Annotated in this window: 15 protein-coding genes and 1 pseudogene; 6 read left to right on the top strand and 10 right to left on the bottom strand. The window is 38.2% G+C overall.

From position 1 onward, the window contains the following. Positions 1–10 precede the first annotated feature (10 nt). The 3 genes from H6731_04920 to H6731_04910 all read left to right on the top strand — a co-directional run bounded on the left by H6731_04920 (position 11) and on the right by H6731_04910 (position 2,003). Complete coding sequence (locus H6731_04920; protein ID USN51752.1) at positions 11–355, top strand: hypothetical protein; 345 nt, start codon at positions 11–13, stop codon at positions 353–355. A gap of 197 nt (positions 356–552) precedes the next feature. Further along, positions 553–1,476, top strand: coding sequence for a hypothetical protein (locus tag H6731_04915; GenBank protein USN51751.1), 924 nt, complete (start codon positions 553–555; stop codon positions 1,474–1,476). A gap of 137 nt (positions 1,477–1,613) precedes the next feature. Beyond that, complete coding sequence (locus tag H6731_04910; GenBank protein ID USN51750.1) at positions 1,614–2,003, top strand: hypothetical protein; 390 nt, start codon at positions 1,614–1,616, stop codon at positions 2,001–2,003. Between the two features lie 25 nt (positions 2,004–2,028). Here H6731_04910 and H6731_04905 read toward each other — a convergent pair. Together H6731_04905 and H6731_04900 are read right to left on the bottom strand one after the other, a co-directional pair. After that, positions 2,029–2,508 (bottom strand): annotated as a pseudogene (locus H6731_04905) (IS1595 family transposase). A 49-nt stretch (positions 2,509–2,557) separates the two neighbouring features. Next, positions 2,558–2,782, bottom strand: coding sequence for a hypothetical protein (locus H6731_04900; GenBank protein USN51749.1), 225 nt, complete (start codon positions 2,780–2,782; stop codon positions 2,558–2,560). 310 nt (positions 2,783–3,092) lie between these two features. Between H6731_04900 and H6731_04895 the strand changes: the two genes are divergently transcribed. The 3 genes from H6731_04895 to H6731_04885 all read left to right on the top strand — a co-directional run bounded on the left by H6731_04895 (position 3,093) and on the right by H6731_04885 (position 4,831). Then, positions 3,093–3,296, top strand: coding sequence for a hypothetical protein (locus tag H6731_04895; protein ID USN51748.1), 204 nt, complete (start codon positions 3,093–3,095; stop codon positions 3,294–3,296). A gap of 98 nt (positions 3,297–3,394) precedes the next feature. Further along, positions 3,395–3,910 (top strand): hypothetical protein, encoded by a 516-nt coding sequence (locus tag H6731_04890; protein USN51747.1) that lies wholly within the window; start codon positions 3,395–3,397, stop codon positions 3,908–3,910. A 12-nt stretch (positions 3,911–3,922) separates the two neighbouring features. Next, positions 3,923–4,831: an HTTM domain-containing protein gene (locus H6731_04885; GenBank protein ID USN51746.1), complete on the top strand. Its 909-nt coding sequence runs from the start codon at positions 3,923–3,925 to the stop codon at positions 4,829–4,831. A 29-nt stretch (positions 4,832–4,860) separates the two neighbouring features. Here H6731_04885 and H6731_04880 read toward each other — a convergent pair whose 3' ends face one another. The 8 genes from H6731_04880 to H6731_04845 form a co-directional block, all read right to left on the bottom strand. Beyond that, entirely contained in the window at positions 4,861–5,718 is an 858-nt protein-coding gene (locus H6731_04880; GenBank protein USN51745.1) for a hypothetical protein, read from the bottom strand. Positions 5,719–5,728: 10 nt separating this feature from the next. Next, complete coding sequence (locus H6731_04875) at positions 5,729–6,331, bottom strand: diacylglycerol kinase (protein USN51744.1); 603 nt, start codon at positions 6,329–6,331, stop codon at positions 5,729–5,731. A gap of 61 nt (positions 6,332–6,392) precedes the next feature. Further along, positions 6,393–8,846, bottom strand: coding sequence for an endopeptidase La (gene lon / locus H6731_04870; GenBank protein ID USN51743.1), 2,454 nt, complete (start codon positions 8,844–8,846; stop codon positions 6,393–6,395). 207 nt (positions 8,847–9,053) lie between these two features. Continuing rightward, entirely contained in the window at positions 9,054–10,772 is a 1,719-nt protein-coding gene (locus tag H6731_04865; GenBank protein USN51742.1) for a hypothetical protein, read from the bottom strand. Next, entirely contained in the window at positions 10,723–11,259 is a 537-nt protein-coding gene (locus H6731_04860) for a hypothetical protein (GenBank protein USN51741.1), read from the bottom strand. The genes H6731_04865 and H6731_04860 overlap by 50 nt, the downstream gene beginning before the upstream one ends. Positions 11,260–11,352: 93 nt before the next feature. Then, a complete protein-coding gene (locus tag H6731_04855; GenBank protein USN51740.1) occupies positions 11,353–13,152 on the bottom strand; it encodes a sigma 54-interacting transcriptional regulator in 1,800 nt (599 codons plus the stop codon). 28 nt (positions 13,153–13,180) lie between these two features. Further along, a complete protein-coding gene (locus tag H6731_04850) occupies positions 13,181–13,975 on the bottom strand; it encodes a hypothetical protein (GenBank protein ID USN51739.1) in 795 nt (264 codons plus the stop codon). Positions 13,976–14,195: 220 nt separating this feature from the next. Then, on the bottom strand, positions 14,196–15,977 hold the full coding sequence (locus H6731_04845) for a serine/threonine protein kinase (protein USN51738.1): 1,782 nt from the start codon (positions 15,975–15,977) through the stop codon (positions 14,196–14,198). Between the last annotated feature and the right edge of the window lie 15 nt (positions 15,978–15,992).

Here is a 15,992-nt window from a genome sequence, read left to right as displayed (position 1 = left end):
AGGGAAAGCTATGAAAAAAATTGCTTTGCTTAGTGTAGCGTGCTTTTTGTTTACTTCATTAGGGCTTTTAGCAAATGGATTCCAAGAAATTCTAGATGCTACTAGCAAAATCCAAGAAAAAATAAAAACTAATAAAGAAAGTTTTTGTGCTGAATTCGGGGAATTTAAAAAGGTTAGAAACCTAATTTTATTAGATGAAGACACTGATCGATGGACCTGTAAAAGCATCACGAGCCCTTCATACCTTGATTATTTAAGTAAAATAGATCAATTTTGTGCTGACAATGAGCAAAGTGATTTGAGTATGATTAAGGATCACGTAGATAATCTTTTAGTTGAGCTTTTTTTAGAATAAATGCGAGAGCCTCGAGCGGGAGATCTTGATTAATCGACTCAGCTCTTCTTCAGCTTTCTCAAGTATTAAAATTTTTGGCCTAAATAATTTGCGAAATAAACTAAAACTGTAATACCGGGTTTAAATAATATCTTTGAATATATAAATGCCGCTTTTGAAGACCAAACTCACCCTTTTTAGGCTACGGGATTTTTACTGTGAAAATTATATTTTTATTTTTTTTTAGTTTCACACTGAAGACTCAAGATTTTAACACTTTAAACGGTGAAAGAGTCCCCAAAGTTGAATTTCAGACTGTTCAATGGGCTGGTAAATATGTTTTTCCTAATGAGCTAGAACCAGGATTATTTAATAGCGAAGCTTTGGATGAGGTAGAAAACTTATTGGTATCGGTTGGCACAATTCGTACACTTATTATGTTTTCTTGGTGTCAAAATATTACTCATCTACTGATGACAGATATAGATAAAAAAATAGTTGATTTTAATCGTGCTCACTTAGCTTATATAAAGTGGCTATCACAAATTTACCCGAATAATTTAACTGCCCAAAGAATGCATTATATGGCTAATTTTTTAGGCCATGAACCTCTAGCTGAGGAAGTAAATGAGTGGGCGCAACTAAACCTTAGCTTTAATCAAATGCAAGTGGAAATACAAAAAAAAGTTTTAGACGATATTCTGATGCCCTATTGTAATGGAAACCCTTTTTTAAAAACTAAAGTTAATCAAAAGTATCTGAACTATCATTTAAAATTTGACAATATTTTTAATTATAAAACAGTTAAAAATCAAAAAAAATATTACTGGGAAAGTGACGATTATTGGGGGAAAATTGTTAATGCTATAGAACACCAACAAATTGCTGTTACCAATCTTAATATTGTGTGTGATATTGAAACCTTGAATGTATTCATTTCACAAATAAATTTAAAAATTGGGGCAATGGATGTTTCAAATATTCCAAATTTTTGTGGGGTTAACAGCATAGAATGGTGGGAAAATTTACATAAAATAGAAGCAGATAGAGTGTTTTTTACCAGAGTAATTGAAAAAGGAAAATTTGAATATTCAGTCAAAGAGTTTATAGATTTTAGGCTTTGGCTTTATTTTGGCAATTAAGCAGCTTTATTCTCTTGTAGACGTGATGATTTTATTAACCGATAGTGCTCAAAATTTGGGCGATAGAAATAATTTAAGCTGATTGTTCGCTCTTTAGTTATTAAAAGGAGAAGAGACTATTATATAAGAGTTACAGTATGATTAGAATTATTATGTTTTTTAAAATTACCTTTATTTTAGCTATGTTGCTGCAAGCAGTTGGCGTGCATGCTGATTCAACTGAGTGGCCAGACACAACACTTACTTTTGTAAACAATAGCAAACGAGTTGTGAGTGTCAGTGTACCGCAGAAAAATGGTACTACCTGGAGCCAATCTCTCTTAAGTGAAGCAGTGAGCTCTGTTACGCTCAAAATTCCATTTGGTGCTTTTATACAGGTAAAAGAACTGTATGGCACAGCGACAACTTCATGTGAATTGAATGTCATGGAAGCAACTGAAGATGAAAAGAAAAAAAATAGAATTGAAATTACTGAAGCTGTATGCCCTCACTCACCTGTAAAGCTTAGTTGTCGACAATCATATTAAATTTAGGGGCTGTAGTAGCTAAGCGTTAATGTTTAGTGTGTTTATACCAGTATTTTAGCTGTTTTAGAAGCTGTTGGTGATTGCCTCCGTTGAAGCGCCATTCACATTCCTTAAGAAACCAATAAAAATTATCCTGTTTTATCCCATTAAACTTACGCAGATTGCGTTTGGCTTGGTTCCAGAAGTTCTCAATCCCATTGATATGGTTTTGCTTATCAGCAAACAGCTTGGAATGATTAATGCGCATATGGTGAAATGCAGATACATCTAAGGCATTATATGATTTAAAGGTATCTGTATAAACTATGCTGTCCGGAAGAACTTTCTCTTCTACAATAGGCAGAAGAGTTTCTGTTTTTGCATTAGGAATGATGGCTGTGTAAACCTTGCCACCTCGCTTAAGAAGGCCAAAAACAGCTACTTTACCTCCAGCTCCACGTCCTCTCTTGCCTTTTCGAACTCCGCCAAAATAACTTTCATCTACTTCAATTTCTCCGCTTAAGTCATAGCTTGGAAGTTTGCTGGCTATTAATTTTCTTAACCTTAAGAAGAAATTACTGGTTATTATTCAATCTAATACAGCCAGTAATTTCTCCGCTTAAGTCATAGCTTGGAAGTTTGCTGGCTATTAATTTTCTTAACCTTAAGAAGAAATTACTGGCTGTATTAGATTGAATAATAACCAGTTCTGATGCTGCTCTGGCGGTTACACCAGCAACAAATAATTTTATCAGTTCGCTCTGCTGGCGCACTGTTAAACGGCTGCGTCTCTTATACATTGAAGTAGCTTACCCTTAATTGGGCTTAGCTACTACAGCCCCTAAATTTATTTTCCAAAAAGCCACGCAACTAATTAAAGCATTCTCTTACTGTTTCATCATCCTAATAAAGCATGTGTGAAATAATTTGTCGAAAAAAATAATTTTTTTAAAACAAAATTTCAAAATTAGTTACAAATCAAGCATAAAAGTTGATTTAGCTCAAACTTTGTTGAGCTAACTATCTATAAAAGCTGGTTATTATTTAGCCATCAGTAATTCATGTGAAGTTATGAGTGATTAACTAATAGCCAAAAAAAATGAGGAAAAGATGAAACTTACAAAAATAATTTTTGTTCCAATGGCAATTTTTGCTTTGTCTTTTAACGCTCTAGCTGGTTCTGAAAATAAGGACATTAATGAAAAAACTTTTGATATCGGAGAGAAAGAATCAGCAACTCTAGGAAGGGCAATCTATATTTGGGCTCCTCCAAAGAGTTTTGATGAGTCATACGAAAAAAAATTCGATAAATAATGCATATAGCCCGAAAATATTCGGGCTTTTACTTGGAAAAATTGATGAATTGCAGGCTTAAAAAAATTATATTCTCAGCGGGTATTGTTGGAGTTTTTTTGCATAATTTTTTTATAGTTATATCGATGTTTCCACAGAATCCATTGTCGTTAAAATACGCCAATACAGCGATAGACTATAGCAATAGTATAGCTCCACAACAGTGGTATTTTTTTACTCCTGTTCCATCTAATGCATTTCGTTTAGAAATTAGATCTCGCAATCAAGATGAGGAATTTTCCATGTATAGAGCTCCAATACAAGAGGCAATTAAAAAGCATCATCGCAATTTAATTGGGGGAGCAGAAAAAGAGCTCTACATTCAGATGGAATTAGCACGGAGTTTAGGCACAGCGATCGATGGCAAAAAAGATAGTGTAACAGGTCCTCTTGAAGAACTTCTTGAAGAAAAAATGTATGAACGACTGCAAAAATTTATTAGATACTACGCAGGAAACCAGGATATCGCTCAGTGGCGATTATTTAAAGTAGTGGCCGTACCCTTTAGCAAGCGCAAAAGCCAAGAGCTCCTAGATGAAAAGCTTATCTATCAGAGTGAAGAAATGCTGCTATAAAGGAGAAGAGCAATGTTTCAACATATCAAAATATCTTTAAATCATTGGGCAGATTCATTTGTTAAACGAGATAAGGCGCTTCGTTTGTTTGAAATTTGTTTGAGTGTATGGGTCATATTTCATGCATTTAAAATATACAGCATTCGTGGATTGCTGACCTCTGAGTATGGGTTTTGCTCTCCGTATTCAGGTGTTTATCCCCTTGGTTTGAGTCCAGACTTGCTAAGCCCTTTAATAAAAAAATATTTTTACCCTCTTATTTTGGTTCAGGTTGGCATTGCTGCATCTATAATTTTTCGTCCTAGTAATATGGTTGCTAGATTAGTTTTGTGGTCATCTTCTGTGTGTATGCTCACTGCCTGTGATTCCATCATTGATGGGGGCACTATCTTACTGAGAATTATTTTATTTTTGTATATCTTTTGCGATGCAAAAGGTATTGAAAAAAGCAGAAGCGATCCATACCAAAAATGGCTATTTTGTTTGCTGGTTTTAAGCATGCAAATGCAGATTGTTTTTGTTTATATTCAAGCGAGTATTTCAAAAATTCGTGCTGATGCTTGGGTTGATGGTGTTGCCATGTATTATATTTTGCAGATTCCTGAATATGCCAACCAAGCAATCACTCAGTATCTTTTGGAGCATGACTGGATTTTGGTGAGTGTTGCTTATGGTACCATTTTCTTTCAGGCTCTATTTGCTTTTGCTATGACCTCTAGGATACTTCGTCCCTTCTGGTTAGCGGTGGGAGTCTGTTTGCATTTGGCAATTGCATTCACTATGGGGCTCTTTACCTTTGGGATGCTCATGATCATTTTCTATATACTATTTTTATCCAACCGCGACGTTGAAAAAATAGTTATGTTTTTAAAACCAAAAAATAGTATGTGGCCTAAGCTCAAACCGTTAATTAAGGTATGAAAATTAATCGAAAAATCGTTTTATAATAATTAAATTTTTTGCAAAAGAGAAAGGAAAGCAGGGCCTGCTTTATCTTTGTGCGGCATGATTTCCACGCCCCAGGGAGTGATATTTCCTAAGGGAGTTTTTAAGGGCACGAGCGAAAGCAGATCACCCTTTTTTTTCAGCACACGCTTTATGATCTCTTCGTTTTCATTTTTATTGATGCTGCATGTGGAATACATGATAAAGCCATTCTTTTTTGTAGCCATTAAGGCTGAACAAAGAAGAGCGTACTGGCGATGGGGAAGATTTTTTCTCAAACCTGAAAACTGGTTGAGCAAAGTAGGGTTCTTGATTAGGTGTGCTTCGCTTGAGCAAGGAGCATCGAGCAAAACTGCATCATAGTGCTCAGGCTGTTTAAGTCCAATCAACGAAGCATCTTTTGCTGCAAAATCTAAAGCTATGTCATTGGGCAGATAATCTTTGACAACTTTTTTTAAGCGGTGAGCGCGAGCATGGGAAAGATCATTGGCCACAAATGAAACATTTTTTACTCTGAGAAATACGGAAGCAAGCAATTTTCCACCTGGCGCAGAGCACATATCCAAGAAATTAGATCCAGGGTGTTGGGGAAGAAGGCTTGGGGCTAGTAAAGAAGATCGATCAAGAAAGTAGTGGCTGAGCAGACTGTCTATGCGTTCGGGTTTTAGGTGGCTTTGGCAAATTTTTTGTCCTAGAAAATTAGTGATGGGTGCATCGATATATGAAGTGATATTTTCTTCGGGAATAAAAGGATTGATCAGGGCTACTTTTTCCTCATGCTCCATTAGTGATTCGATAATCATTGTGGTGTCGGCCCCGTATTGGGGTTTATAGGCTTCGATAAATTTTTCAATATTGTTCATTATGTTTATGTTACTGCTTAATTTTTTGTGTGGAACGTTTTAAATGTGAGTAGCACAAAGCGCTGTGAATTAAAAAACTTACACAGAGCATGCCAAGTGAGCTGGCTATCTGAAAAGCGATAATGCAATGAAAAGATATACTGAGAATCACTGAGGCGATGCTTAAGATAATCGATGGAGCTCTCAGACAAAGAGGAAAATTAATTGCAAGCATTCCCAATAAACTGATAGGTCCCAAGGGAGAATTTTTTAGCAGTTCTGGTAAATAATTTTGTTGAGATAAAAGAAATGAGCAAAGGCAAAAAAGAGTGAGCAGACAAAAAATTAAGACGCTGCTTGCCGCCATGTCCTTGGCATTTTTTTTGTGAAGATCGAACTTGGAACCACTGGCATTACAACAATTTTCAACGGCACTGTTCATTAGCTCAAATGACAAAAGCCCAGCCATGAGAATAAGCGCCATTATCTGTTGTAGAAAGCTGAAATTGAGTAAAAGAGTTCCAAGTATTACCAATAAAGAACATAAAATCAGAATGCGAAAATTGCGTTCATTCAATAAAGCATATTTTAGGCCCATGAAGGCAAAGTGAAAGCTTTTAAGAAAGGATTTCATAATATGGCCAGAAAACAGGGGAAATAGTCGCTCTAGAAAAAACTAGAGCGACATAATGCATTTAAATTTGAGCTGCTTCTTCAGAAGAGGCAGGAAGTTTGATTGATTTCTTTTTGATTTTATCAGGCATCAAGGCTGCCTCTAATACGTCATCAACATTTTTAGCAAAGACAAATTTGATCTCTGAACGGACATTTTTCGGGATATCATCGAGATCTTTTTGATTGCGTGCAGGCATGATCACTTGTTTTATACCGGCTCTGTGAGCAGCTAACACTTTTTCTTTAATACCGCCAACAGGAAGAACCAGGCCGCGCAATGTTACTTCGCCAGTCATGGCGATATTTGCTCGAGTACGTCTTCCGGTAAGAAGCGAAACCAAGGCTGTGATGATTGTCACACCAGCCGAAGGTCCATCTTTAGGAATAGCACCAGCTGGAAAGTGAATGTGGATATCGGTTTTATCCAAAAAATGCTCATTGACAGATGAGGCCAAAGAAAAATCTGAAGCTTTACTGCGTACCCACGATAGAGCAGTTTGGGCAGATTCTTTCATTACTTCACCCAATTTTCCGGTGAGAATGAGAGAGCCCTTTCCTCCCATGCGGGTAGCTTCGATGAAAAGCAAATCACCGCCCGCTGCAGTCCAGGCAAGCCCAGTAGCAATACCAGGAATAGAAGTGCGTTCAGCGCTTTCGTTATAAAAACGCTCAGGCCCAAGTATTTTTTCCACGTAGGCTTTATCTACTACAACTTTTCCAAAAGCCTTGTCTGGGTATTCTTGCTTATGTTTGGCTACCAAAACAGCGATATAACGACAGACAGCAGCTACTTCACGTTCAAAATTTCTGACACCTGCTTCGCGTGTATAGCCATGGGCGATGAGCATGATACTTTCATCTGGTATTTCAATATCATCGTCGCTAATACCGTGGGCAAGAATTTGCTTAGGAATCAAATGGCGCTTGGCAATATTGAGTTTTTCTTCATAGGTATAACCAGGGAGCTCTATAACCTCCATACGGTCTTTTAGAGCTGCAGGAATAGTATCTGTTTCATTAGCTGTAGCTATGAATAAGACTTTCGATAGATCAAAGGGAACGTCTAAATAATGATCGCTAAAGGTACTATTTTGTTCTGGATCGAGTACTTCAAGCAAAGCGCTGGAAGGATCACCTCTAAAATCGTTGCCAAGTTTATCGATCTCATCGAGCAAAAATACCGGGTTGTGCATTCCGGCTTTTTTCATGCCCTGAATAATACGGCCAGGAAGCGCTCCAATGTAAGTCCGTCTGTGGCCACGAATTTCTGCTTCATCACGTACACCACCTAAGGACATACGATAAAACTTTCTACCCAATGCCTGAGCGATTGAGCGGCCCAAAGAAGTTTTACCAACGCCAGGAGGTCCCAAGAAGCATAAAATGGGGCCCTTCATGTCATCTTTAAGTTTTCTGACAGCCAGATACTCTATGATACGCTTTTTGATTCTATCCAAACCATAGTGATCATGGTCTAGAATCTTCTTTGCATTCGTCAAGTTGAGATTGTCTTTGCTTGACTTTGTCCAAGGTAAATCAGCAAGCCAATCAAGATAGGTGCGAGCAACAGTGTACTCGGCTTGACTAGGTTGCATATTGCTCATTCTTTTAAGTTCTCTCTTCGCAGCCTTTTGGGCTTCTTCAGAAAGTTCAGCATCTTTAAGTCGTTTTTTGAGTTCTTCTAGGCCATTTTCTTCATCGTCTTTTTCACCGAGTTCTTCGCGAATGGCTTTGAGTTGTTGACGCAGATAGTACTCTCGTTGCGTCTTGCTCATTTCACCTTTTACTTGGGTGTTGATTTTATTTGAAAGCTTGAGCACCTCAAATTGACGGTTGAGAAGTTCGAGCACTTTTACCAATCGCTTTTTGAGAGCTACCGCCTCCAAGACATCTTGCTTTTCTTCAATAGTAGCATCGATATTGGCGGTGATAAGGTCAGCCAAATGTCCAGGTGCGCTGATGGAATCGAGCAACTGTTTGGCCATAACCGGAATTTCAGGCAAAAGATCAATTACTTCTCGCGCTGTGTTCCGTAAATTTAATGACAGAGCTTCAACTTCAACATCATTGCTGTCTTCATCAACGAGGGGGGAAACTTTTGCTGTAAAAAAAGGATCTGTTTGGTTAAATTCATCTACCTTAAAACGACAGACCCCTTCAACGACAATATTGAATCCATCTTTCCCAGCTCGCGCAAGTTTGATGATACGAGCAGCGGTACCAACTTTGTACATGTCTTCTAGGCCAGGATCATCGATCTCGGGCGCACGCTGAGTGATAATACCCAATAAGCTTTTTTCTTTGGTAGCCTCTTCAATGAGTCGAATGGTCTTAGTGCGGCCAATGGTAAGTGGCATCACTGCGCCAGGAAAAAAGACGCTATTCCGCAAAGGTAAAATAGGCAGTTCGCTTGGCAAATTGCTGGGAGCGGCTGTATCAGGGTGTGGTTTTTGTCCCGTCACCATGGCCTCCATTTGATTTTATGTACTGCAGACTAAGTATAGATGGAAAGATGGATAAGGCAAGTACGCTGCTATGTCTAGCGGCAAGATCTTCATATTGTTTGATTTTTTAATTGTTAGCAAAAAGTTCATGCCAAATATTTTATTCTCTTTAGGAAAGCAGCTAAGAGCTTTATTTTGCAGATTGATTGGTACGACTTAAGCCTAAGTTCGGTGGTTCTAATTCTCTGAGATAAAAGCACGTAAGATTCCATTGGTATCAGTTATGGTGCTGGCCACTACTTTTGCTTGGCCATAAAAACTGTTTTTTGCCGAATAAATGGTGATGAAAGCATTTTTAATTACTGCTTCACGTTTTGGCGCAAAGATCTTTCCAACCAAAACCCGAGGAGAATCAAGATTTATGTTGAGTGAATTTGTTTTAGGGAAGTCGAAGGTGAGCCAATGATGTGCAAGCTTACTACCTGGAGCGGGGATAATATGAGCGAGATAACGTCCTTCATCGAGTGTTAAAGGTGAGCATTGATTTTGATTAGAGGTTTCAAAGCCAAAATTCCTTTGACAAATGTGACCATCGATATTGGTTATCGCCGTCAGCTTAAAGAGCATGTCATCAAAAATATCTTCTGTGGCAAAGTCTCCTATATTCCCGATGCGCAGGAGCTCAACTTGGGCTCCACTTACTTTGTTATTGTTGCTATCGCTAATGGTTCCGTGAAAATATTGGCGTAAAGGAAGCTCTATTTTAATATTATTTTTTGGAGCAGTTTCTAGGTTAAAGTTTTTGATAAGTTTCATAGCAAAAGGGCTGGCAAACGGCGGAATAACTGCAATGTCATATGATCCCTGATAAAGCTGATTGAAAGTTGTGAGTCCCGAGCTATCCACCTGCTTCTTGATAAAAGAAGTGCCAAGGCCAACCTTAGCCCTCATAAAGACAGTTGCATGGGCAATGACAGACTGATCGGCACCTACAATTTCTAAAGTGGCAGGAAATGGTGGATAGAGTTGGCCAAGATCAATATCGCCAATATTAATATCAGTCCCAAGTATATTTTTGTCTAATTTTATTTTTACCCTTGGCAAGGCAATCTCTGGATCCTGCGCTTCAATAATAAGGGTTAATGGGAGATCTTTAGGTGGTGCCAAAAATGTATCAGAGAGCTCTATAACAATAGTGCCATTTTTTTTAATGGACTCTACCGAAGAAACCAATCGATTACCTTGAGTGATTTTAGCTTTGATCTGTGGAATTTGAAAGTTTGCCATCAGGCTTGTATCGCTAGAGGAAACGCGTCCCATAAGTTTTGGTTTTTCTTTGGCGACGTTAAAGCTCAGATTTGTATCTTTATTGAGCGGTCCTGGGCTTAGAAAAATAGGAGCTCGGTTGTAGAGCCCATTAGGATTGAGAACAAACACATAATCGAGATCTGCCTGAACCATGATAGAAAAGCTTTGGTCACTTTTAAGTTTAGATCTTATGAGCGGCAGCGGTGGTGATAGGTAATTTAGTTTGTTGGCAACAGGAATGGCGATGATATCGGCGAAAAAGGATGTAGGGTTGTGTTCTTTTTGTGCATCAAGTTTAAGAAATGCTGAAGCTCCCTGTGCAAAACCGCTGACTGTTATGTATCTGTTGAGTTCTAGTCCTTGAGCGAGCATTTTTGGTTCTACATTGTAAAATATTTGGGGCGGTTGGCCAATGGCATCGACCTCAATGTGAAATTTTCCATACTTAAAAACATTAAGTTCGTGCTCTTTACAAAAATCTCCACAATCAAAAAATGCGCTGTCTGCATTGATATCATCGTTGAATATTCCTTTGGAGCAGGAAAGAGAAACGCCCAGGAAACACGCAAGTAAAAATCCTAGACCCAAAGGTTTTGAGTTAGCACGGATCATTATTGAAGTTGACGATCCAATACGCATAATCCACATGATTTTTTCCATCTTGTTTGCTTTCATCTAGATATCGACTTTCGGGAATTTGCCAGACCACGTCCGACACAAAGAATTCGATCAAATGAGGCCTGCTAAAAAAATCTTTTATTGCTTTAGGTTCAAAATGAGACAGCAAGAATTGCTCGTCGATAGTGAGCGTGATGATACCTGAATCACGAAATTCCGGAGCAATTGTAGACTGAGGGAGCACGAGCCGATTATCCAAAAACCATAAGTAATACAGCGTATCGTTGGGGTTTTTATCCTTGATAGGAGGTACTTTAAAAACTACACTGCAATTTTTTCCTAGACTAATAGTATTTATCAAGCTCGAAGGGTGCGGGCTTAAATATTGAGTATCGATTACCGGCGGAAATGAATGTAATTCATTTAACATGCTCTCTTCATCCATCTTTACGTAATCAACACAGCCAATCAAGGATACCTGTAAGAAGCACACTAATTCCAGGTAAAATCTCTTCACGAATTCCTCGAAAAAATAGGTCAATATTCTGGTGTTGCTTAACATCTTACAACATAAGTAATGAACAAAATTACATTGAGCAGTCTTTGGAATTCAACTGTCCAATTCCTTCTTTAATCCTTCTAGGTGCCGAAAAATAGTTCGCGGATCAACGCCAAGTTCGTGTGCAGTCTTAGTCCTGTTGTGGGCATTTCTTTCCAGCGATTCGTGGATATACTGAGAACGGAAGCGTTCAAGAGCATCTGCTAAAGGTAAGATGCCATTTTCCATATCAGCTTTGATGCCCAAGTCATTCACACTAATGCGATTGTGATCGCTCATGACTACCGCTCTTCGAATACGGTTTTCCAGTTGCCGTATATTTCCAGGCCATTGAAAATTGAGAATGGTATTTTGTGCTTCTTGATCTAAGCCTATGACTTCTTTGCCATAGATTTTGGCATATTTTTGTAGGAAAAAATTAGCAATAACCAATACATCGTTGCCTCTTTCTCTGAGAGGAGGTGCTGTTATTTGAACGATGTTGAGCCGGTAGTAAAGATCTTGACGAAAAGCCTGAGCTTTGACCATTTCCATTAAGTCGCGATTGCTTGCAGCGATAACTCGAATATTTATTTCTTCGCTTTTGTTATCGCCAATTTTGCTTATGCGGTTTTCGCTTAAAACCTCCATAATTTTTATTTGCAAATGCAATGGCAGTTCACTGATTTCATCTAAAAAGATGGTGCCGTTATGTGCCATCTGAATTTTTCCAATACGGCTTTGGGTGGCACCACTAAACGCCCCCCTGACATGCCCGAATAATTCACTCTCTAGCAAATTTTCTGGTATGGCATTGCAGTTAACAATAATAAAAGAGTTCTCTTTTCTGAGTGAGCGGTTATGTATTTCGCGTGCAATTTGCTCTTTTCCTGTTCCTGTTTCACCTGTTATCAACACATTCACATCGGTGGATGCAATTTTTTCAACCTGACGAAAAATATGCTGCATACTTGAGCAGCCGCCAATCAAACCACCAAATTTAGTGAATTCTAGGCTGTCTTGCAAAGATTTTGTATGGTTTTTGAGAGCGTTGATATGAAGAGCATTCTGCACGAGCATAGCTGCTTGGCTGGAGTAGATGGTCATGAGCTCTAAACTTTTTTGGTTAAATGCATGGGTAAAAGAGTTATTGGCAACATAGATTGCGCCAAAAATATGTCCTTGATATATCAGGGGAACGCACATCACAGAAGTCAAACGATAGTTGATAACTGATAAAGAGCTTGAAAATTCTTGATCGTTGAGGGCATCGCTAATTATTACTGGTTCTTTTTGGCTAATAACTTTTTTTACGATAGAGTCACTCATTGGGCTTAAGCATTCCATGGGTTCTTTGCTATCGATTGATTCCTGAACTTTTCTTTTGGGAACGCCATCTTCTATCAAAACTAAAAAGCCATGCTCAGCGCCTGTAAGTTGAGTAATTTCTTTGAGTAAGGTTGAAAGAAGCGTATCAATATCTTTTTCTTTGGCGATTCTTTGCGAGAAATTGAGCAATCTTTTGTAGGCGAGCACTTGATCATACTCATCATTTTTTTTGTTTTCTGTGGAGATATGTTCTTGATCGTGAGCTCTAAAAGTGAGTAGGTCTGATCCCAAACTAAAACTTTCATTATCAATTAGAGTGAATTTCTTTGATGGAAATCCTTTTACAAGGGCTGCAGGTTCGTGTTCGGGTATAGAGAGAGTAAAAGAATTTCCGCTTTGGCTAATATAAGCTGCCAATGCTGGAGCGTTGGGGTCGAGAAGCTCGATATCTACGCCTTCACCTCGGCCAACTATAGAAAGACGTTTGAACAAGCTAATACTTTTTTTGCCGCCTATAGCGTCAGAAATTTCGATAGAGGCCATGTTACATCCTTAGAGGTTGAGGTGCCGTTTAATTAATGTGTAACGAAGGAGCTATTTCATTTGTAGTTTCATGCTTTGAAGTATCATTTGAATAAGTGATGAGTGCATCGACAATCGAAGCACCCAATGAAACAACAAAGGTTCCCAGCGCGACATACTGGATAATTTGAGCGGCCTCAAAACGAGATTTATACTCAGGTTTGCTCAATCGAGAGGACCCAAATTCATCTAAATAGCTTTGTTTCCACCAATATGCACCAATATTGCCTAAAAGGCTAAGGCCTTGCAGGGATAAATAAACAGAAGCCTTGATCGGCGAGTTTAAAAGATAGTGATTGATACCAAAAGGAAACAAAGTATTGGAAATCGGCATTTTGGGTTTTGTTAAATTAATTTTTTGTTGTGTCTTAGCTTGGGCATTAACTAGGGGTTGAGAAATTTTTATAGATGCAAGTTGTTTATTTTTTTCTTCGATAACTTTTAGTTCGCGCTCAGCAAGCTGCATGACATCGCTCGGTGTATCAAAGGCATCAAAGCGATAATGAGGATCTAAAAAATAAAGTTCACGTATGTTTTCGATTGCGCCAGTTTTATCCCCACTTTCATTGAGAGAAATAGCACGAATTTTTAGAGCAATTTTCATATCGTCGCTATCATCAAAATCTTTTCTGACATCAATATCAGAAAGTTGTTCTATCGCTTGCTTGTAATGGCCTCGGTTGAAAAGTGTGGTTGCACTATGGAGATGTTCTTTGGGGCTGCTTTCACCAAAGACATTACAACAAAGCAAGCAAACAAATAATCCAAGAGAAAAAGTACGCACGGTATGCCTCTTGCTATTTAATTTTTCATCTACTTCTTAAAAGCACATGATAGCAATATTGCATGCCTGTGAATTAATAAAATCTTTTAGCTAAGAGATAAGACGCGTTATCCATGGCAGAAGGAGTAGCGTTGCAAACGAAAAAATTCAACAATAAAAATATTAAAATAATATTGTGTGGTTATTTGATGTGCGTGTTTTTTGTTTTTTTAAAAAAATACTAGATTGGTGTCAAATTTACTTTTAATAGTTTTATTTTGCCGGCGGTAAACTCTATATCATTAACGTAGGGTTTGAATCCTTCAAGATAGATTAAAACTTTTTCTTTGATAGCATGAGTTCGGTCAGGCAGTGTTATCACAATGGGTTTTTTGGTGCTTTGATGGGCTGTTCCCTTAAAACTCGAATTAATTGCAACATTGGCATCCTGTAAACACTGTACAACTAGAAATGCAGGCTTAGTTTTGTTGAGAACAATGGAAAGCTCTACGGGCTCTGTGATCTTATCGATTTTAACCAATTTTTCTACTGTTGCAGCATACTTGTGGGTAAAGCTCAATTTGTGGGAACCTAAAGGCAGCTGTAAACTTATGCTCTTTTGATTTTTGGCCAGCAGTTTTCCATCAATGAAAATATTGGCAAAAGGCCAAATAACAACATCAATTTTTTGTTTACTCTTAGTTGAAATTGTTTCTTTTTTAGGTGGCTCCTTTTTTATGGGAGGTGGTGTTTTTTCTTGTTCAGATTGAATTTGAGGAAGAGCTTCAGTCTTAGTTTCTATGATTGGCTCCGACAGCATAGATTGAGCTTCTTTGGCTGAAATAATTACTTCTTGAGTGACCATAGTTTTTGAAATATTGGGCAAGGATTGAGAAGAATTTTTGGGCCATAAGTAAAATGCCACGGCAGCAATTAGAAAAATGGCAGATAGGGCAAGGGTTTTTTTAAAAAAATAATTTGAAGTTGGGCGCTTAGAATTTGGTAGGGCATCGAGTCTGCATTGAAGTTCCAAAGCTTTTATTGTTTGCTTTTGGGCTTCGTATTCAGATTTTTTTTGGGCAATCTGTTGGCTGATAGTGCGTTTTATGTCCGATAAAGACTTTTTCATTGCCACTGCTTGAGAAAAACTTTTGTCCTCTATTGCAACTCCAAAGTCTTTCAAAGCTCGTTGGATAGCACTGATAAGTGCGCTTGCTGACTGAAAACGAAAGGAGGGATTTTTATTCATACCCTTCTCTACGAGCAAGGCCAAGCTATCAGATACAAAAGGAGATAGAAGCTGTGCTTTTGGGGCAGGTTGATCCACAATGGCTTTTAAAAGCGCGTGAGGAGAGTTGCCATTGAAAGGGAGTTTTTTGCTTAGAAGCCAAAAAAATACTACCGACAACGAATAGATATCTGAGGCAACGGATGCTTTGTTTCCATTGATAATTTCTGGAGCTAAATGGGCTAAGGATCCAAGCAAAGTTCCTGCTTGGGTAAGATTTTCTTCGCTGCCAATACTGGCAATACCAAAGTCCATAAGTTTAATTTGGCCTTCGGTTGTGAGCATGATGTTTTCAGGTTTTATATCTCTGTGAATAATAGCTTTTTGATGAGCGTGCTCTAAGGCATGTGCGATCTGAATAATAATAAGTGCAGCAAACTCTGGTGCATCCAAAATATTATTTTTTTTAGCCCAGTCTTTAAGGGTTTGTCCAGAAACAAGTTCAGTTACGATATAAAGCAAGTTATTGTCATGGTCCGAGTAGCCCATATCATAAATTTGTACGATATTTGGATGAGTTAAGCGTGCGACAACTTGAGCCTCTCTTAAAAATCTGGCTCTATATTCATCGCTTTCAGCTAAAAATGGATGAAGAATTTTAATAGCGACAGAACGCTCAAGTCTGGTATCGAATCCTTCATAGACAACGCTCATGCCGCCTTGCCCAATTTTTTTGACAAGGCGATAGTTGCCTATATTTTTCGGCATATCTTTGCTAGCTATTTCTGTGATCATCTAAGATGCGTCCTT

This window comes from Myxococcales bacterium, from assembly GCA_023898405.1.
Lineage (GTDB): Bacteria > Myxococcota > UBA727 > UBA727 > JABDBI01.
This window is presented reverse-complemented; position numbering and strand designations above follow the sequence as displayed.

Bases quoted from the DNA above. Each gene is read 5' to 3' on its own strand.
- H6731_04845 (USN51738.1), bottom strand. From the start codon at position 15,977: ATGATCACAGAAATAGCTAGCAAAGATATGCCGAAAAATATAGGCAAC.
- H6731_04910 (USN51750.1), top strand. From the start codon at position 1,614: ATGATTAGAATTATTATGTTTTTTAAAATTACCTTTATTTTAGCTATG.
- H6731_04900 (USN51749.1), bottom strand. From the start codon at position 2,782: ATGTATAAGAGACGCAGCCGTTTAACAGTGCGCCAGCAGAGCGAACTG.
- H6731_04875 (USN51744.1), bottom strand. From the start codon at position 6,331: ATGAAATCCTTTCTTAAAAGCTTTCACTTTGCCTTCATGGGCCTAAAA.
- H6731_04880 (USN51745.1), bottom strand. From the start codon at position 5,718: ATGAACAATATTGAAAAATTTATCGAAGCCTATAAACCCCAATACGGG.
- H6731_04865 (USN51742.1), bottom strand. From the start codon at position 10,772: ATGTGGATTATGCGTATTGGATCGTCAACTTCAATAATGATCCGTGCT.
- H6731_04895 (USN51748.1), top strand. From the start codon at position 3,093: ATGAAACTTACAAAAATAATTTTTGTTCCAATGGCAATTTTTGCTTTG.
- lon (USN51743.1), bottom strand. From the start codon at position 8,846: ATGGAGGCCATGGTGACGGGACAAAAACCACACCCTGATACAGCCGCT.
- H6731_04920 (USN51752.1), top strand. From the start codon at position 11: ATGAAAAAAATTGCTTTGCTTAGTGTAGCGTGCTTTTTGTTTACTTCA.
- H6731_04855 (USN51740.1), bottom strand. From the start codon at position 13,152: ATGGCCTCTATCGAAATTTCTGACGCTATAGGCGGCAAAAAAAGTATT.
- H6731_04885 (USN51746.1), top strand. From the start codon at position 3,923: ATGTTTCAACATATCAAAATATCTTTAAATCATTGGGCAGATTCATTT.